This is a genomic window from Caballeronia catudaia (genome assembly GCF_001544755.2).
GTDB classification, from domain to species: domain Bacteria; phylum Pseudomonadota; class Gammaproteobacteria; order Burkholderiales; family Burkholderiaceae; genus Caballeronia; species Caballeronia catudaia.
On sequence record NZ_FCOF02000022.1, the window covers coordinates 72,731 to 89,834 of the forward strand.

Consider the following 17,104-nt stretch of genomic DNA (forward strand, 5'->3'; position numbering starts at 1 on the left):
ACGCTGTCGAAGTTCTGCGTGTTCGAAAAAGCCGCCGCCGTGCGGCGACTTTGCGATTGGCGGCGGCAAGCCGAATGTCCTTCCGCGCCGGGCGACAATTCGAGACAAGCGCCTGCACCTCTGTCCCCAGTGCCCCCGCCTAGCGCAACCCGCGCGTGAACGTCTTCTCGCCGATGCACCGACGGTCGCGTGGGATCGCAGCACAGGGGTGAGCCCGATAGAAGCCTCCGTTCGAATTTCCCTCAGGAGATGTGACCCGTCGTCAACAATGACTCACGACCCTGTGAATTTGGTCCCGCTTTGGCGGTCATTGGCGTGGACCTTGCTTTACCCGTCGATGGAGGCGAGCCCTTCGTCGAGTGAGTTCGCGAAGCACCGTCGTCCCAGCGTACCGCGGAGGACACCATGAAGACGCTAAAAATCGACCAACTTCGTCCCACACAAATTACCCATGGCCTGCGCGAGATTCGTCAGAAGACGCGAGCGTACGAAAAGCTCAGCAGCCACGACCTGGAGATGGTAATAGCAGAAAAGCCGGTTCCCATCGTGTACGGCCCCGGAGAGACGCCCTACGCTATCGACCACCACCACGTCGCCACCGCGCTCTGGCGGGCAAAGGTAAAGAGCGTTCCGGTGGTTCTCATCAAAGACCTCTCGGCCCTTTCCATCGCCGACTTCTGGCTCACGCTAGAAAATAACCGTTGGACCTATCCGTATAACGCTAGAGGCCAACGGGTCCATTTCACTGACATGCGGGAACATATCTGGGACCTTGAAGACGACGAGTTCCGCGGTCTGTCCGCGTCGGTTCGCGACGCCGGAGGGTACGAGAAGACTTCCGTTCCTCTCGAGGAATTCAGATGGGCGGACTTCTTTCGGTGCAATCTGGCAGTGCCCCACAGCGATGAAGAGTTCGAGTCGCTCGTCAAAGAGGCAATCAAGTTGGCAAAGAGCGAAGCCGCGATAGGCCTACCAGGCTATCTGGGACCAGCCGATTGACTGTGGTCTCGTCGACCCGGATTCTTCTGGTCGCAGACTGAACTCGCTCGAGACCGCGCGGTTGGGATAGGAGGCGCAAATGGACCTGATGCTTGCGATATTCGGCGAGGGACGCGACCTCGACGCCGTGCAGATGGCGGCACGGGCAGCGGCGGTGTTTTTCGGTGCACTGGTGTTGATACGCATCGCGGGCCGACGCTCATTCGGTCAGCGGTCGCCTTTCGATTATGTCGTCGCGATACTATTGGGCGCAACGCTGAGCCGCGTTATCGTCGGCGTTTCGCCCGCCATACCCACGGTGGTCGCGTCCCTTGTGCTCGTTCTCATACACCGCGTCCTCGCTTGGTTGTGCGTTCATTCGCCTAAGCTGGAAAGAATTGTTGTCGGCGCAGAAAGGCAGGTCTTCAGTGACGGCAAGTTCGACGATAAGCAGATGTCGGCTGCGCTCATCACAAAGACAGATGTCTTCGAGACCGCGAGACAGGAACTGCATACGACCGGACTTGAAGACGTCAGCGCGGCAGTTCTTGAGCGCAACGGACAAGTGAGCCTGATACGAAAGAAGTCAAATGGCGAGGATGAGTCATGAGCCCGTCCGAGACGCCGTGATGCCGTGAAGGGCGGCGACCAGCACCGCCAACTGTCTCGCAAGTCAGCCGAGATTCAAGCCAACGAGGTCTGTGCGTCAGTCTCGCTATGCGCTTCATCGAGATCGTGAGAGACAGAGGCGGCAGCGGTCCATCTCATCGAAGCACGAGGCTCGCCCCGCGGTGTCAGGCGGAAAGCTCGAGAGCCATCGCCGAACGTGAGGCATGCAATCTTCACTCCGTTGACGAACACATCCGACGTATCGTGACTGACGCCAACGTAGTGGCTGAACGAAAGATCGCCCTCGCGTGAGGGGCGGACCGCGCCGGCTGCGTCCTGCGCCCGATTATTTCGTTCCCATCTGTTCAGTAGTGTGGCCGCGACTTCGCGTCATTCATGTGTTGCTCCCTAATCGGTTCCACGCAAGCAAGCCCGCGCGCGGCGAGAGCAAATTAGCATAAATTGTGCAATGCAATAAGACCATGCAGATACATTGTAATCAGCTGATGAAAGCCCCAGCGAGATATGCTGGGAGTTCGCCGGCATCCTCCGGCCGGCTCTGTGCGGCACGCCACGCGATCGTGATATCGCGGACCTTCAGCAACAAAGTTCTTCGCGGCGCTGGCCGTGATATCAGCATCGAGAGCAGCGCCCGCACCGGATGATCGCCAGGCGCCGGCGTGTTCCCTTGCCCGCCTTCGACATGCGGTCGCTTGCGACTGGGTTGGGTTTCGACGGCGTTTTTCTCGCAGAGCTATCTTGAACAGGAACGACAGCGCCGCCAGCTTGCGCGGACGTTCGGATGTTCGCGTCGGACAGCGTCCGCTCGAACGCCGCGAGGCAGGCGAGCACGTGCGCCCGCGTGACGCGACGGAATTCCTCCGGTCGCGCACCGAGGCAAAGCCCATCGAATCGTGCCGGTCGCTGAGACACGCTCGGGTGCGCAGATTGTCGAGATTGGCGAACCACTCGGCTTCCGCCTGAACTGCGCGGCCCCGAGCCGCCGCGCTGGTTCATCCGAGGCTGGAAGAACTGCCGTGGTCCTCTCCGGGAAGCTCGGCGCCAGCGCGCGGAACAGCGCAATCAGTTCGGCCGGCGTGATTACGTTACGGATTTCACGCCATTGTTCCAGCTCGCAGGGCCGCTCATTGACGTCGTGGAAGCACCGTCTCCGATCCGATCAACAGAAGGCCGGCGTGACTTTTCAGCAATCGATAGGCAAACCCGGTCGGTTCCTTTCGATGTCAGAACCGCATGGCGTCGAAGGTTGAGGCAGCACGCATCACTTGGATGTCTTTCAGCCAGCGCTTCAGATTCTTGATGTCTTCGAACGCGGCGAGGTCGTGTTCAAGGGTTCGGACATTGAGCCGGAGTTCCTTGAGATCAACGGCGAGATTTCGCAGAACGGTATCCGGCGAGACCGGCTCGATAGGATCGATTCCGTACGTGTACCGAAAGGCGCACTCGACGTGGAGGATTTCCTGATCGAGTTCGCGTACCTGCTCCTTCAGGATCGTGTTGTAGTGTTTCAGACGCTCGTCGCTCATGCTGCTGAGGGCATGCTGATCGATATGCTCGAGCTCAAGTTGCAGCTCTAAGAGCTGCAGTAGGTTGTTTTTCTGGTAGGCCTCGTTGACGCGTTGCATCAACCTGGTTTTGCGGTGGCGCTCCTGCGGATCGGTTTCGCGATCAGGGTGTAATGTGCTGGCGAGTTTGCGGCGGTAGACTTCGCGCATGGAAAGGCTCATCTGCGCCTGCTGTTCTTGCGCGCGGGCCTCGGCGGCCTGTTGCCTGGGCGATTTTTTCCGTTTCGCGCGCTGAACATCCCGCTCGGCTTGTTTTTCCGCCGCTTCCACCTGACCTTGCTGGATGTGCGCCTGTGCGCGCTGCAGCAGTTCTTCCGGAGAACTCAGATCGAGATCGTCTCCGAGTTCGACACCGAGTACCGTCTCGAGCATGGATTTCATCCCGTCGACTTCCGCAGCCATTTGGCTGTCGTAGTCAGTGGGGCTGTACTTGTCGTAGATGGCTTTCAGTTCCTTGCCTTCATCCTCGTCTTCGTCTATCAGATTGCCCGCCAGATGGGTGATCACAATACCCATCTTCCGACGTTCTGCCTTGGTCAGTTCTTTTTGCACATAGGCCTGATCGAGGAAATGCACCATCCGGATCTGCAGTGTGGTCGAAGTGCATTCGAGGGGCAGAAATTCGCTGACGTACCGCTGCTGGAATGTGGGCGTGACCGTTTCCCAGGCGCGAAGCTGCTTGCGGCGCTTGTCGATCTGCTTGATCAGCGAATTGAACCCCTTTTGCCCTCTCGACAAGGCGGGTTTGTCGTGATCGAGTGCGATGCTGACGGAGCGCAAGTTTGTCCTGGTCATGGGGCAAGTTCCTGCTGAAGGTGTGAGGGACGCAACGGCTGCCCGCATTTTACCTCGATGGGCGATGTGTGAATCGAGCCGACGGTTGGCACACCGACTAATCTAGACGCATCTATATCGATAACGGATTTCGATATGAGCGTGATCACATCAACAGCCTTCCGCCAGCCCATTGACTGGACGTCGCCGCATCGGCTCCTGCAACTGAATGCCGAGCTGGCCTTTCGCTGTCTTGCGTGCTTCTTTGGGCTGCATCGCGCTCGGTCCGGGTCGATCGGAATGGCGAAGGTCAGGTTCGGCACGAGTTCCGAGCTGCCATAAACCTGCACCTCGATGCCGATCACCTTCACCGCGCGGTTGAAGACCCGGCGCCGAAGTTGCCTAGATTGCTTGCCATTCGGTCTGGAAGCAGGCAAGGCGCTTGCCGTCCGGCCCATCGCGCGGTGCCGCTGACAATGATGCCTGCGGTGAGGGTCGTCTGAGAGCGCGCCGGCGAGCCGATCGTCAGCACCTGCTCGCCGGGCGGCACCTCCGAGTCGCACGCAACCTCTGGAAGGTTCAGAGAAATTGCCGAGAAAGTAATGGACTGGACGTATCCCTTTTAGCCAATTACTCGCGCAACTAACCGTCGATACCTCCTCTTTCTTTCTCGCTGCGCCGTCCACCCGCACGCTGACGGGCATGCCGAGCGTGAAGCGGCCAAGATCGTGATCAACGACGCGCGGCAAGCAGTACAGGATGCGAGCGCAGAGATCACGCTAGGTGCGGACAAGGGTTACGACGCACAGGAATTCATCGAGGCCTGCCACGAGATGAAGGTCACACCGCACGTCGCGCAAAATACCTCGGGACGGCGTTCGGCGGTAGCTGACTCGATTGCCACGAGCGTGGGCTACGCCATTTCTCAACAAAAGCGCATACGCACTGTCGTGACGGACATTGCCAAGACCATTCTCCTGCCGATTCTGATCGGCATGGGGCTTCGCTCCATTTTCCCGTTCTCCGCGGAACCTGCGTCGAACCGGGTCATGACGATCGCGTGGATTGTTCTGGCAGTCTCCGCCATCCTCCTGCTGGTCGTCCATAGAGAGCACCTCGTGGGGCTCAGTTGGCAAGGCGTGCTCTCGCTCGCGGCGCTGATGGTCGTCGCATTGTTCGTCGGTCAGATTCTTGGCGGACCCAACACGAATGACCGAACGGCGCTGGCAATTACCTGCGCAATGCGGCACGTCGGCGTCGCGTTGGTAGTCGCAGCAGAGTTCGTCGGGGTAAGGACATTGGTGCTCGTGATGGCGTACTTCGTGACTGCCTTTATCGTTTCGACCATCTATCTGAACTGGCGACGACGATGATCCTCGAACTTCATGGCGAGGCACTCTTTCGTTAGCGCATGCGACACTGCGGGTCGGGTTCGGCCGGCTACCACTCAACCTCTACGCGGGTTTCGCTGGCGGCTCGTGGATCAGTACGCGGTCGTCGGCTCTTCTGTACGGACGGCGAGCACTTTCTTCCGGCGCACGACTGACTCGTATATGAGTATTTGAGACCTCCGATCGTCTCGCCGGACCTTCAACGCAACGGCCGCTTGTGGCCCAGAGCGTGTCAAAACGCGTAGGCGCCGGGATTTTGACGACAGGCTGCCGCAACGACAGATCGCGACTAATTGATTGCGGCACCACAAACGTAAGTCAGCGCCGAACGTATTCTAGGGCTCGTCCGCCGCGCGGTCTTTCACGCCCGCATCGCCTTCATAACCGTGTCTGAACCTAGCACCTTGATAACCCGCTTCATGTTGTAGGCAAGCACGTGCAAGCTCATCTCCGTGCTCACACGCTCGATAGTGCGCGTCAGGAAATGAGTCGCTCCCATCCAGGCCTTGATCGTGCCGAAGGGATGCTCGACGGTCTGTCGTCGGATACGCATCATGTCCGGGGCGAGATCAAGCCGGACCTGCATCGCTTCGAGCAACCCTTCGTGCTCCCAGCGCGTTACCCGGCGTTCGGTGCTTGGGGTGCATTTATCTTTCAATGAGCACTGTTGGCACTGCGAGCTCCAGTAGCGATCCAACTTCAGGCCACGCTCAGTTGTCCTGTCGCGCCATATGAGACGCTCGCCCGCTGGACATCGATACTCGTTCTTCTCAGCGTCGTAGATAAAATCTTCTTTGCCGAAGCGGCCGTCGAACGTTGCGCCCGAGGTCTTCGGCTTGGGAACAAACGCCGTGATGCCGGCCTCGTGGCAGGCGAGTATTTCCTCGCTCTTGTAATAGCCTTTGTCTGCAACCGCCGTGAGTTTATCGACGCCCATTTCCGTACGTGCCAACTTGGCCATCGACGTGAGTTGGTCACGATCAATGCCGTTGTTGGTGACCTCGTGCGCGACAATCAGATGGTGCTTCGCATCGACCGCTACTTGAACGTTGTAGCCGACGAAGCCTGTCCCCCGCGTCTTCATCGAGCGTGCGTCCGGGTCCGTGAGCGACACTTGGTTGTCCGGCGCTGCGTCGAGCTGAACTTCGACTTGCTTAAGGACTTGCATCTGCTCCTTGAGAGCCGCAATCTTATCTTGCAGCCGTTCTGTCTTTGCTTTCGCGATCGTCGGCTCTTGGCGATCGGCGGTGTCCATTTGCAGAAGATAACGGCTGATGCTTGCTCGATGTCCCGCATTCGCCGTTCTAGTTTTGCGCTGGTGAAATTGCGGTCGCGATGGTTCACTGCCTTAAACTTGCTCCCATCTATCGCAACGAGCGCTTCGGAGAACAGGTCCAGGCGTTGGCATAGCATGACGAACTGACGGCAGACGCTGCGGATCGCTTTGCCGTTGTCTTTGCGGAATCGCGCAATGGTCTTGAAGTCCGGTGCCAGGCGGCCGGTTAGCCACATCAATTCGATGTTACGCTGGGCCTCGCGCTCAAGGCGACGACTGGATTGAATACGGTTCAGGTAACCGTAGATGTAAATCTTAAGCATCACCTCAGGGTGATATGAAGGCCGTCCGGTAAGTGCTGGCTCGACGCCGTCAAACCCGAGCTTCCGAAGATCAAGCTCATCTACAAAGACATCGACTACGCGCACGGGGTTCGTATCCGTCACGTAGTCGTCGAGCGCTTCGGGAAGAAGAAAGCTTTGCGTACGATTGTCGCCTTGAACGAACCGCTTCATCTCGCTCCCTCCGCCATCGGGTGAGCTATTTTAGCAATTCAAAAAGGTGTTTTGACACGGTCTGGGGCCGGTTGCTGCCTGATGGCGTTCAAGGCTGGATCGCGTTGCCGCCGAGGATCTGCATCAAGGTCTTCGCGTTTCGCTGTCCTTGGTCCTCCCAATTGTTGTTCTCTACACCGACAACCGTTACCGGCGATGGCGAAAGACCGGGGACGACCCGTTACGGTCCGCTTATGAAGACGCTCGAGTGAACGGGAACGCGATTTGCGACAATTGCAATGACCGGTCGAGGTGCAACAGGCGCGCAGATGGATGGCGTAAATTCCGTTCACCGAAAGCCGGGGTTGTAGCCAGGCCTGGAGGAATCTGCGATGAAACTAACTGCGAGACATCTTGTAATTGCGGCGTCGGTCGTGCTGCTGACGATGGGTGCATCTGGATGCAAGCGGGCGGACAACGGTAGCGAAACAAGCGGAGCAGCGGCGGGCAGTAACGGCACGATGGCTAATCCCGCAGCGACCGGAGCGATGGGCGCAAGCGGCCCGGCGGCAGCATCGGGCGCCAAATAACGGAAAACACGGTAGCCCGTACACGGTGCCTGCAAGTGAGCGGGTATCAAATTGGTAGAAGGCAGACAGAAAGTCCGTCGACTGTCTGCCGGGCCGTTCACCGACGGGAGAAGCGGCGCGGAACATACTGGAGCAGACCCGCGATCCCCGGGATCCTTACGCCTGGCGGCGGGAATCCGGGACGATCAGCGCGATATGTGGCCGGTGATGGCAGCCTACGAGGAGTAAGGTCCGTCGCGCATAGGCACTGGACGCGAGGCAGAAGCACGCCGTATGCAGTTTCCCACCGGTCGACGCGCCCGCTTCAGCGTGTGGGTCTTGTGCCCGAGGAACGTAGACGTATATTCGACGTTGGCTCGGCGCCGAACTGTGGCCATTCGATGGCGCTGGTTGAATGTCTCCTGATGGCCGGTGAACGAACCAGATCAAGTGGCCCCCAATATACATTGCCGAGCAGGTTGGCGACGTTCGGCCAAGGCGGTGCCCCTGGCGTCGCGCACGGAGTCAACCTTCTGCACACGCGCGTGCGGGAACGTGCGTTGCACGGGTCCGTGCATGTGAGGTCGTGATGCCTGATACCGAGGTGTACAAATTTCAATACACACGTCGACAGGGCCTGCAGCGTACCTACGATGTAGTTCTGAATATTCGCCAGCTGGAATCGGGCGTATCTTCCTACGTGGCTTGGGTCCATTTCGCGGGCGCATTCAAAGGGAATGGGCTGGTTTTCCCGCTGATCGCAAAAACGACGGAGGAAGCGGCGGTTGAAGCGAGAGGGCGTGATGAAAACGACATCGAGGAGCTCACCGGGATCGCTGAATAACATGGAAGAGCAACAACTGCACCGAGGCTTCGTTATAACTGTCAGCGTGCGAGATGACTGTGACGGCAGGTCGGCCGTCACGGTACTGGCGGAGCGGATGTCGCGGAGTGGCGGCATTGACCGCAAGAGCGGCCGCATACTTGAGCCGAGCACTAACGCTCGTTGGTCAGTGGAGCGGCCGAGGTCAGCGACGCGATAGACCTCGCCAGGCGCGCGATCGACGCCCATCTTGGCGCATCTTCGCTCGGACATTACCCTCCTGACCGTCCATCTGTTGCCGAGCACGCGGTAGCAAGCGATTGCGCGCGCGTTCCGACTGGGCTTTACTGCAAGGTGCCCCATCGCTCGACTGCCGGCTCGGCCGTAGCCCACTTCCAACCGTCCTGATCCTTACAGATCGACGCGACGAACCAGTCAGCGGCCGCGCCAGGCTTCTCGCCGGCAATGACCGAAAATGCAAACTCGCGACAGGTCGCCAGCGCATTATCGAACTCGCGCAGCACGCGGACCTCGCCGTGACCATTTTCGACCGGCAGCACATGTTTGACTCGCCAAGGCTTCGTTTCGCCGACCGGCAATTCACCCGCCGTAGCCGCGATCGCCATCTGCTGGTCGCCATGCAGTGACTTCATCACGCGCTTGACGGCTTCGTCGGCGGCGGCCTGCACCGCGATGCCCACGCCGATGCCGATGGCTGGATTGCTGGTGACGGCGCCCGTCGATACGGCGGCGACCGCACCGGCCACCGCGCCGATCGACGCGCAGCCGCTCATCATCACCGTCAAACTCGCCACGACGCCGGCCGTAAGCATCGCCTCAAGGCGGTGCTTCATTGCAGCGCACCCCAGCGTGCCGTGGCCGGCTCCGCCGACGCCCATTTCCAGACATCGCCATCACGGCACACCGCAGCGATGTAGAACGAACTGCTCGCGGGCTGATCCTTCTTAGCATCGGTATCGACGGAAAAGACAATTTCCTTGCAGTCGAGCGTACCGGTGCTAATCACCCGGCTCACCGTCACGCGACCTTTTTCGTCTGGCTCGATCGGTACGCTGTGCTTCGTGAACCAGGGTGCCACCGCGCCGACCACGAGCGGTCCGGCCGCGGTCGCAATCTGCTCCTGCGTATACGTGTGCATCACGCGTTCCGAGTACTGCACGCCGGCTCGGGCAGCGGCCACTGCGCCGAGGCCGATACCAGTGGCAACGGCCGCGTTGTTGGTCACCGTGCCGGCGACGGCCGCCCCGGCAATACCGGCACCCGCGGTGGCGCCTTCACTATAAAGTGAACTGCAGCCAGTCAAACTCGTACCGACGGCTGCCGACGCGAGATAGGTCGCCAGCGCGGTAACGTTCAGGCAATGCCGCCGAATCGCTCTCCGCATAGTCCTTTTCCTCGCTCCGGATGGGTTAGCTCGATCTATGCAGTTGCCGATCATTGCAGAAGAGCCGAAGTCGGCTTGAACAGCCGGTCACACGACTGCTACTCGCCAGGTTGATGCATGGCGGTTCGAAACACGACTGCTTTGCGGCCGTGACCGCCTGTTCGACGAGCTGCGCGAACAACGCATGCAGGCGCGTCGTGGGATGAACGGTGTCCCCGAACGTGTAGGTCAGGTCAGCGTCGGAAACAGTATAGGTTGCATCTCACTCCTCCATCGACTCACCGCCACCCCGGCGTTACGGCGTGAAGCACTCGCACCGCTCTGTTATAGGCACATCGGATCGCATCTTCGTCGCTCGCGCGGATGCAACGGCCGATGCGACGAGTTCGGCCGACGACAAGTCGTGATCTTAAGGCAAACATCGTACAATCCGTTGCCGATATGGTCGCTTACTCGTTGTCACAGGGCGGCGTAATGAGCCGGGGATGGGCGGCGTAATGGAGCCACCAGAAACGGGGATAAAGGCAGAGTCGAACACGACGGTGACGAGCGTGCCAGCCTGGCAATCGGCTGCGCGCACACAGATGGGTGCCAACAACGCACCCGTCCCGGTAAGAAATATCAGCAGCGCAGCGGCAAACGCTCGCATCCGATGGCACATGTTTGACACCACTCCACATGAGCTCCCCGCCGCCGTCGACGTGGCGGCGGAGGAGGGGGTACCTCACCTTTCTTCCGAAATTCTCTGGCGCAGGCGGTGTTCTTCTACCGTCTGGGTAAGAGACGGAGTCGTTCCTACGAAAACCAGCGCTCCGGGCCCGTGGCCTGAATCTGGTGGTGGCTGCGATCACGCTGTGGAACACGGTATATCTGGAACCTTCAATCGCCGCCTTGCGGCCGCAGCGCGAGATCGACGACGGCCTGATCTCGCACGTCGCGCCGCTCTGACTGGCGACGACGTTTGGCATGCCAATAAGGGCGTTGCGAAAGGCCGATTCCGGCCGTTGCGCGCGCTGAAATCGACCAGCACGACGCTTTAGCGCGTTAGTACGAAAAAATCCGTTTCTCGAGGGCGCCCGATATCCGCCGCGTGCGGGAGCGCATCGAGGCACTGAACAAGGTCGCCGAGCGCACCGACCTCGAGGAAGCAGGCCACGGCTACACGTACCGCGAGGACACCCAAGACAATCGCGCCGTGTTCCTGTTCGACGCCAAGCCCGCGAAGGAAGTGCGCGGCCTGATGAAGCGCAATGCCTTCGCGTTCAGCCCGCCGCTCGCCAGTCGGCACGTCGGCGTACGTGCGCAATGCCGTGCAAGGTCGCACGCGCCTAGTTTGCCGCACGCCTCGCTGGCCCTCGCGGGCTGGGTTCTATTCGCGCGGAGGGTTGAGTCATGGCAAAGAAGCGCTCGAGCGCGACTGCCGAGGAATGCGGCCGCTGCACGCAGCCTGAAAGCGGCCGAGCTGAGCGCGAAGCGGCCGGACGCGCGAGACGGCCTACTGGCCGCCGCGCTCGATGCCGTCAGCGCCACGCAGGGCGGCCGTGCTCGATCGTGACCGGAATGCGGCCAGCGCCGCGCGTCTTACCCATCGTTGCTTACCGGTTCTCGGTAAGCAATATTTCCAGACGGTACAAAGCATGCAGGGGCCGACCTAGCACTGCCTGTGCTGCAATAGATCCATGCGCCATGAGGTGATGTCCGATAGGAGAGGGAAATGAGCGAAGCAGACGATCATATGTCTCGCCTTGCGCGTCTTTGAAAACTTCCTTGAACACGAGCAACTGATCGAGCGATTGCGCCGCATACGAGAAACCCGCCCAGTACACTGGAGCCACTGTTCTTGTCTCCTCGACAGCGAACGGGGCCATGCGAGCTGTCCCGCCCAACAATTTGTTTCCGCGCGTGTCACTGGATCGGCGGCACCACGCCGAGCTTTTCAGCCAGCATTCTCTCGTAGACGCCGAAATGCAGATCGACTTCTTCCTGTGTGACCGCAGTCACGAAAATATTGATTTGCTCGGCCTCCAGGCCGAGAATCGTCGCAATTGCCGCTTCCAACTGCGGCGCGCATAGCCGGTCGTCGGCGAACGTGGTGCCAACCGCGATCTCGTAAGCGGATTCCCGCTGGAATATCACTTCAACGAGCCGCGCACGGGCGCTCATGTTGTTGTCGATCGCCAGCCGGACGACTTCAACCGCCGTGCGCATCGTCTCGGTCGGGAAACCCTTGGTGGAACGCAACCGGATGCGGTGCCGGCCTAAGGTGAACCACTCGTATTCAAATTCCATGGTGTCCTCGCATGGTCTGTCCAAGAGCGCCGTGAAAATAGGGGTGCGGCCGTCTGAATTCAAGAACAAAAAATCGCGGCTCGCCCTTGAAATTTCCGCTTGAAATCCTATCTTAAATTCCGCTCAGGCAGTCGCGCCAGCCGTCCGGCGCGCTGCGTGTTTCGATTTGTTTGCCCGCGGCACGGCAGACGAACTGGAGCGCGTAGGCCGGTTCGTCTTCCTGCTGGTTTGAAGGAGGAAATGACCATGAGCGATCTCAACTTTGGGGCCGACCTGTTCAGCGAGTTCGACCGTCTGCAACGGCAGATGGCCAGCGTTTTCGGCGGCTTCCCATCCAGCATCCGTTCCGGGCCCTTTGGCGCCTTCCCGCAGATCAACATCGGCTCGACCGACGACTCGATCGAGATTGTCGCGTTCGCGCCGGGTGTCGACCCGCAGAAGCTCGACGTATCGATTGACAAGGGGCTGCTGAGCATCAGCGGCGAGCGCGGGAGTGCGCAGCCGGAATCGACCGGCGACGACATGCGCACCTACGCGCAGGAGCGGTTCATCGGCACTTTCCGGCGCGTCATTGAACTGCCGCAGCACGCCGACCCCGACAAGGTCACGGCGCAGTACACCAATGGCTGCCTGACCGTGAGTATCGGCAAGCGGGAGGCGTCGAAACCGCGGGCCGTCACCGTTCAATGAAACCCTTCGCGAATTGAGGAGAACATCATGAACGACACGACAGAGCTTGCCAAGAAAGATGAAACGGCGGTATCCCGGCGCGACGGCGAGCAGTCGCAACGCCGGATCACCCTAACGCCGCCCGTGGACATCTTCGAGGATAGCCAGGGTGTCACGCTGTGGGCAGACTTGCCCGGCGTGACAAAGGACCGGCTCGACGTCAAGGTACACGACGGCAACCTGTACATCGAGGCCGAGGCGTTGGTGCCCACGCCTGCCGGGCTGCGCCTACAGCACGCGGAGATCCGCCAGCCCCACTTCGCGCGAGCGTTCACTCTTGGGGCCGATCTCGACGCATCGAAAATCGATGCGAACCTGAAGGACGGCGTGCTGAAGCTGACGATACCCCGGCGCGACGAAGCCCGTCCGCGCCGGATCGAAGTGCGGACGGAGTAGGGAAGCAGGCCGGCGGCAACGGCAGAGAGAGAACAGGGTGGCAGCCGTTTGGCTGCCACCTTTCGACGGCGGAGACCCGGATGCGGGACGTCATACAGGAGCACTGACATGGATATTCGGTCAGCGAAGGGGCGGCGTCGGCGCGTGAGCTGTTTTCCGTTCTTGATGACCGTGTCGCGCTGGTCAGGATGGTCGTCGGGCAAATCACAGCGGAGGATACGATGAGCACTGATCCGAAGAAGTGGAATCCCTTTAAGTTCCTTCGCGGCGCAGCCCGCAAGTCCGATGCGGACGAGAACGGGGAAACTCGGCCGGCAGACGAACAGTGGCGTGCCTTTCGGCCTGACATGCCGCGACTGTTCTCGCGCGAACCGTGGCGCGCAGTGGAAGAGTTCTTTCATGACCCGTTTGCCGGTCGTGGTGTGGTCGAACGATGGTTCGGGGACTTCAGTTCGTCGCGCTTTCAGCCGCGCATCGACGTGGTCGACGAAGGTCTCGTGCTGCGTGTCACCGCCGAACTGCCGGGGATGGAGCGCGAAGACGTGAATGTGAGCGTCGAGGACGGGGCGATCGTGCTGCGCGGCGAGAAAAAGCAGGATGTGCATAGCGAAGAGAATGGCTGCTACCGGCTGGAACGCGCCCATGGACGCTTTATGCGCACGATCCCGATGCCGGAGAACGCCGATCCCGACCACGCCCTGGCAAAGTTTGACAACGGTGTGCTCACGTTGACGGTGCCGAAATTGGAGCTGGCGCGATCCGCGAGCCGCACGATCGACATCGGCTAGGGCAAGCGGGCAAGTGCCCTGATGGCAAGTGGATATGTCGGATCAGCCAGGCCGTCGGCTCAGCTGGTTGGAGCAGCGGACTTTTAATCCGTTGATCAATCGTCCGAATCCAGTACGGCCCACGCTGTCCCCGATTGAGCAGGATTTGATAACAGTCGAAATTCGACAACGAGACCCAATATCAGTTTGGCGAGGAAACGTTTCGACCATCCGGGAACTTATGCGCGTCGAGGCCCGCCCGCTCAAAGTGAATCGTCAGTTGTCGCCTTCGTCTTCTAAGGGAAGGGGCGGGCGCCACGAGGTTCGCGCGAGAACGGCCCTGGCCTGTGCAAAAAACACATGAGGCCATGCACTGCAGAGACGCTCAAACTGGATGCGCGCTTCCTCAAGCTGCAGCGCCAACCGCATATCCTCGCGTTGCTCGCCCCACAGGGCTCGCTGGACCAGGACCGCGGCGCCGCGCTCTGCGATGCAGTCAAGCGCTGCTGCGAAATGAGGCTCGTCGAACAGCGCCGACCCGTAGGTCCGCGCAAGCGTGGTGAGCACTGCCAATTCAACGCTCGACGGTCTGATCGGCAAAGCAGGTAAAGCGTTGCTCTGGACAGTCCGCCACTCAGCCGCCGTGCGGCGCTTCAGCGTTATCGCTTTGTCGAGCTGTGACGTGAGCCGTGAAACATCGCGATCTTCAAACTCATCTTCGCCTTGTGTCACAGGGTTTCACCTCTCTCTCGGAGGAAACCATTGTCCCTCGGACCGGTTTGCCGAGCAACCCTTGTTCCGGCGAGAGGTAGAGCAGCTCGGTCTGGGGGCATAGTCGCGAATCGCCCAACAAATCCGCTCACTAAATCTGGATGCCCTTCGGTCGGATGGGTGCGTCGATAGTCCCTCGTTCATAACCCGAGACCCAGATCAATCGCCGTTGCGACCATTGGGAACCGTAGGCCTGAAGCTTGAAATGTCCGTCAACCTCCTGACGTTCTAATAAAGACCATGACGAAGGAATCGTATGCTGTGGCCTACCGACCTTTGCAAACGATCGCAATCGGGTCATAGCGAATAAGCTTTGCCCGTTACGCGGCTTCCCTTTGTTGAGTCGCTCGGTCGGCGTCACCAGAATTTCTTCGCGGGACTCAGGTGGCCCGAAAAAGTAGTATGCCAACACCAATCGCAGAAACGTCCCAGCGCAACCCATCACGGCCTTATGCAAATCAGGATGCACGAACGGCGGTTGTAGCTCGAGATCAGTGTCATCAGCGCGCTGACGGGCAACTGGCGCGAGGAGCACCTGTTCGTGCTCGGGCAGGCACTGGCGATGTTCGACAGTCTCGCCCAGCGCATCCTCGAGTGCGACGCCAGGATCGACGCGCTACCGGTGCCACTCGGGCGTCATGACGTCGAACTGGCCGGCCCGGACAAGAAGCGCCACAAGAACACCCCACGGTTCGACGCGCGTGCAGCGCTCGCGCGCTGGGCGGGCGTGGACCTCAAGCGCATCAACGGCCTGTCAGTGGCAACCGTGATGACGCTCCTGTCCGAGATCGGCCCGGACCTGAGCCGCTTTACCAACGTCAAACACTTCTGCTCATGGTTGCGCCTGTGCCCAGCCACGAAAATCAGCGGCGGCAAGACCCTGACTTCGGGCACCCGCCCTTCGGCCAACCGCGCCCGGCAGGCGCTGAAAATGGCGGCGATGAGCCTGTCGCGAAGCGACTCGGCCCTCGGCGCCTTCTATCGGCGACTGTGCACGCGTATGGACAAACCACGCGCCAACACCGCAGTGGCCCATAAGCTCGCCCGGATGGTGTACTTCATGCTCACTCGCGGTGAAGCGTTCGTCGACCAGGGGCAGCAGCGATATGAGGAACAGCAGCGCCAGCGCAGCATCGCCGCCCTCAGGCGACGTGCATCCGCCCTCGGATTCGAACTCCAGCCAAACGCGCCGACTCCCTGAAAACCGATCTCTATTCCGCTAGGTTTCTTGAGAGGATCTGAAGCGCATGTATCCGACCGACCCGACCCAGCACGTATCGCACGAAACCATCTACACGGCTATCTACGCTCAGCCGCGTGGCGAATTGCGCCGCCAGTTGATTGCCTGCCTGCGCCACGGCCACAACACCCGTATGTCCCGTACGCGCGGCACCGACCGGCGCGGGCAGATTCCCGACATGGTGAGTATTCACGTGCGCCCGCCCGAAATCGAGGACCGCCTGCTGCCTGGTCATTGGGAAGGCGACTTTATCAAGGGCGCCGCAAATCAATCGTCTGTCGGCGTCCTGGTCGAACGGACCAGCCGTCTAGTGCTGCTCGCCAAGATGGAAGACGCCACCGCCGCTTCAGCGCTGGCGGGCTTCTCTGCCAAACTCAACTCGATTGCAGCACCGCTGCGACAAACCTTTACCTACGACCAGGGAAAAGAAATGTCGCGGCATCAAGAACTCACTGCAGCCACTGGCGTGCGCGTGTACTTCTGCGACCCCCATAGCCCCTGGCAGCGCGGGACCTGCGAAAACACCAACGGATTGCTCCGTCAATATTTGCCTAAGGGCACCGACCTCTCGGTCTACACTCAGGACGAGCTCCATGCCATCGCCGACAGCCTGAACAGCCGGCCGCGCGCAACCCACGCGTTCCATTCGCCATTCGAGGTCTTCGCTGCGACACTTGCCTCAGCGAGCCAATCTCAAAGCGCTAAACATTAACACCCCGTTGCACTTCGGTTTGAAACCGCCACTTGATTGCGAAGGATGAAAGACAGCGGTAGCGACCAAACTCGCGCCTAGCAGTTCAATTTGTTTGCGATATAAGCATTCGTCATCATGCCGGCCCGGCTTCTCTCACCCTTATCGCGATAAAACCGGGACTTTTGCCATCGCCTTGCACGGCCAGTCCTTTTCCTTTCGCCGCTCGGCGCCGCGTGCAACGTCTGTTTAGCATCCCCGTTTCTCTCACCAGCGCCGCACTCGTCGGTCTCAGCACTGCTACTAATCAAAAAGT

Annotated in this window: 13 protein-coding genes, 1 tRNA gene and 6 pseudogenes; 12 read left to right on the top strand and 8 right to left on the bottom strand. The window is 60.1% G+C overall.

All coding sequences use genetic code 11. The features are described 5' to 3' along the window. The first annotated feature begins 405 nt into the window (after positions 1-405). Positions 406-999: a ParB-like protein gene (locus AWB75_RS22325; RefSeq protein ID WP_061126227.1), complete on the top strand. Its 594-nt coding sequence runs from the start codon at positions 406-408 to the stop codon at positions 997-999. Between the two features lie 79 nt (positions 1,000-1,078). Beyond that, a complete protein-coding gene (locus tag AWB75_RS22330; RefSeq protein WP_061126228.1) occupies positions 1,079-1,588 on the top strand; it encodes a DUF421 domain-containing protein in 510 nt (169 codons plus the stop codon). Positions 1,589-2,831: 1,243 nt separating this feature from the next. Here the strand turns inward: AWB75_RS22330 and AWB75_RS22335 are convergent. Next, a complete protein-coding gene (locus tag AWB75_RS22335; protein WP_061126229.1) occupies positions 2,832-3,968 on the bottom strand; it encodes a J domain-containing protein in 1,137 nt (378 codons plus the stop codon). A 269-nt stretch (positions 3,969-4,237) separates the two neighbouring features. Then, positions 4,238-4,497 (bottom strand): annotated as a pseudogene (locus AWB75_RS39485) (trypsin-like peptidase domain-containing protein); the annotation flags it as partial. A 127-nt stretch (positions 4,498-4,624) separates the two neighbouring features. Here AWB75_RS39485 and AWB75_RS22345 point away from each other — a divergent pair. After that, positions 4,625-4,885 (top strand): annotated as a pseudogene (locus AWB75_RS22345) (IS5/IS1182 family transposase); the annotation flags it as partial. Between the two features lie 814 nt (positions 4,886-5,699). Here the strand turns inward: AWB75_RS22345 and AWB75_RS22350 are convergent. Further along, positions 5,700-7,129, bottom strand: a pseudogene (locus tag AWB75_RS22350) (IS1182 family transposase). Positions 7,130-8,266: 1,137 nt separating this feature from the next. Here AWB75_RS22350 and AWB75_RS22355 point away from each other — a divergent pair. Then, a complete protein-coding gene (locus AWB75_RS22355; protein ID WP_061126232.1) occupies positions 8,267-8,521 on the top strand; it encodes a hypothetical protein in 255 nt (84 codons plus the stop codon). A 323-nt stretch (positions 8,522-8,844) separates the two neighbouring features. On the opposite strand, the gene AWB75_RS22360 is transcribed toward AWB75_RS22355, so the two are convergent. The 3 genes and pseudogenes from AWB75_RS22360 to AWB75_RS38640 form a co-directional block, all read right to left on the bottom strand. After that, complete coding sequence (locus AWB75_RS22360) at positions 8,845-9,354, bottom strand: hypothetical protein (RefSeq protein ID WP_061126251.1); 510 nt, start codon at positions 9,352-9,354, stop codon at positions 8,845-8,847. Beyond that, positions 9,351-9,905 carry a hypothetical protein gene (locus tag AWB75_RS22365; RefSeq protein ID WP_061126233.1) on the bottom strand — a complete coding sequence of 185 codons (555 nt, stop codon included), beginning with the start codon at positions 9,903-9,905 and terminating at the stop codon, positions 9,351-9,353. Before AWB75_RS22365 ends, AWB75_RS22360 begins: the two co-directional genes overlap by 4 nt. Before the next feature lie 151 nt (positions 9,906-10,056). After that, a pseudogene (locus AWB75_RS38640) lies at positions 10,057-10,161 on the bottom strand (SGNH/GDSL hydrolase family protein); the annotation flags it as partial. A 581-nt stretch (positions 10,162-10,742) separates the two neighbouring features. Here AWB75_RS38640 and AWB75_RS38165 point away from each other — a divergent pair. Together AWB75_RS38165 and AWB75_RS38645 are read left to right on the top strand one after the other, a co-directional pair. Continuing rightward, positions 10,743-10,853 carry a hypothetical protein gene (locus tag AWB75_RS38165; protein WP_200823018.1) on the top strand — a complete coding sequence of 37 codons (111 nt, stop codon included), beginning with the start codon at positions 10,743-10,745 and terminating at the stop codon, positions 10,851-10,853. Between the two features lie 142 nt (positions 10,854-10,995). Next, positions 10,996-11,460 (top strand): hypothetical protein, encoded by a 465-nt coding sequence (locus AWB75_RS38645; protein ID WP_061126234.1) that lies wholly within the window; start codon positions 10,996-10,998, stop codon positions 11,458-11,460. Positions 11,461-11,810: 350 nt separating this feature from the next. On the opposite strand, the gene AWB75_RS22385 is transcribed toward AWB75_RS38645, so the two are convergent. Then, positions 11,811-12,194 carry a hypothetical protein gene (locus AWB75_RS22385; RefSeq protein ID WP_061126236.1) on the bottom strand — a complete coding sequence of 128 codons (384 nt, stop codon included), beginning with the start codon at positions 12,192-12,194 and terminating at the stop codon, positions 11,811-11,813. A 246-nt stretch (positions 12,195-12,440) separates the two neighbouring features. Between AWB75_RS22385 and AWB75_RS22390 the strand changes: the two genes are divergently transcribed. From AWB75_RS22390 to AWB75_RS22405, 4 genes are all read left to right on the top strand, one after another. Further along, positions 12,441-12,884: an Hsp20/alpha crystallin family protein gene (locus AWB75_RS22390; protein WP_061126252.1), complete on the top strand. Its 444-nt coding sequence runs from the start codon at positions 12,441-12,443 to the stop codon at positions 12,882-12,884. A gap of 27 nt (positions 12,885-12,911) precedes the next feature. Then, entirely contained in the window at positions 12,912-13,319 is a 408-nt protein-coding gene (locus AWB75_RS22395; RefSeq protein WP_061126237.1) for an Hsp20/alpha crystallin family protein, read from the top strand. 221 nt (positions 13,320-13,540) lie between these two features. After that, positions 13,541-14,107: an Hsp20/alpha crystallin family protein gene (locus AWB75_RS22400; protein ID WP_061126253.1), complete on the top strand. Its 567-nt coding sequence runs from the start codon at positions 13,541-13,543 to the stop codon at positions 14,105-14,107. 49 nt (positions 14,108-14,156) lie between these two features. Continuing rightward, positions 14,157-14,229: transfer RNA gene (locus AWB75_RS22405), tRNA-Lys, on the top strand. Between the two features lie 133 nt (positions 14,230-14,362). Here AWB75_RS22405 and AWB75_RS22410 read toward each other — a convergent pair. Continuing rightward, positions 14,363-14,818, bottom strand: coding sequence for a hypothetical protein (locus AWB75_RS22410; protein ID WP_061126238.1), 456 nt, complete (start codon positions 14,816-14,818; stop codon positions 14,363-14,365). A gap of 544 nt (positions 14,819-15,362) precedes the next feature. Here AWB75_RS22410 and AWB75_RS22415 point away from each other — a divergent pair. Together AWB75_RS22415 and AWB75_RS22420 are read left to right on the top strand one after the other, a co-directional pair. Beyond that, positions 15,363-16,058: pseudogene (locus AWB75_RS22415) on the top strand (transposase); the annotation flags it as partial. 70 nt (positions 16,059-16,128) lie between these two features. Continuing rightward, positions 16,129-16,809 (top strand): annotated as a pseudogene (locus tag AWB75_RS22420) (IS30 family transposase); the annotation flags it as partial. Positions 16,810-17,104 lie beyond the last annotated feature (295 nt).

Excerpts from the sequence above, each read along its gene's own strand:
- AWB75_RS22325 (WP_061126227.1), top strand. The coding sequence starts at position 406 with ATGAAGACGCTAAAAATCGACCAACTTCGTCCCACACAAATTACCCAT.
- AWB75_RS22330 (WP_061126228.1), top strand. The coding sequence starts at position 1,079 with ATGGACCTGATGCTTGCGATATTCGGCGAGGGACGCGACCTCGACGCC.
- AWB75_RS22335 (WP_061126229.1), bottom strand. The coding sequence starts at position 3,968 with ATGACCAGGACAAACTTGCGCTCCGTCAGCATCGCACTCGATCACGAC.
- AWB75_RS22355 (WP_061126232.1), top strand. The coding sequence starts at position 8,267 with ATGCCTGATACCGAGGTGTACAAATTTCAATACACACGTCGACAGGGC.
- AWB75_RS22360 (WP_061126251.1), bottom strand. The coding sequence starts at position 9,354 with ATGAAGCACCGCCTTGAGGCGATGCTTACGGCCGGCGTCGTGGCGAGT.
- AWB75_RS22365 (WP_061126233.1), bottom strand. The coding sequence starts at position 9,905 with ATGCGGAGAGCGATTCGGCGGCATTGCCTGAACGTTACCGCGCTGGCG.
- AWB75_RS22385 (WP_061126236.1), bottom strand. The coding sequence starts at position 12,194 with ATGGAATTTGAATACGAGTGGTTCACCTTAGGCCGGCACCGCATCCGG.
- AWB75_RS22390 (WP_061126252.1), top strand. The coding sequence starts at position 12,441 with ATGAGCGATCTCAACTTTGGGGCCGACCTGTTCAGCGAGTTCGACCGT.
- AWB75_RS22395 (WP_061126237.1), top strand. The coding sequence starts at position 12,912 with ATGAACGACACGACAGAGCTTGCCAAGAAAGATGAAACGGCGGTATCC.
- AWB75_RS22400 (WP_061126253.1), top strand. The coding sequence starts at position 13,541 with ATGAGCACTGATCCGAAGAAGTGGAATCCCTTTAAGTTCCTTCGCGGC.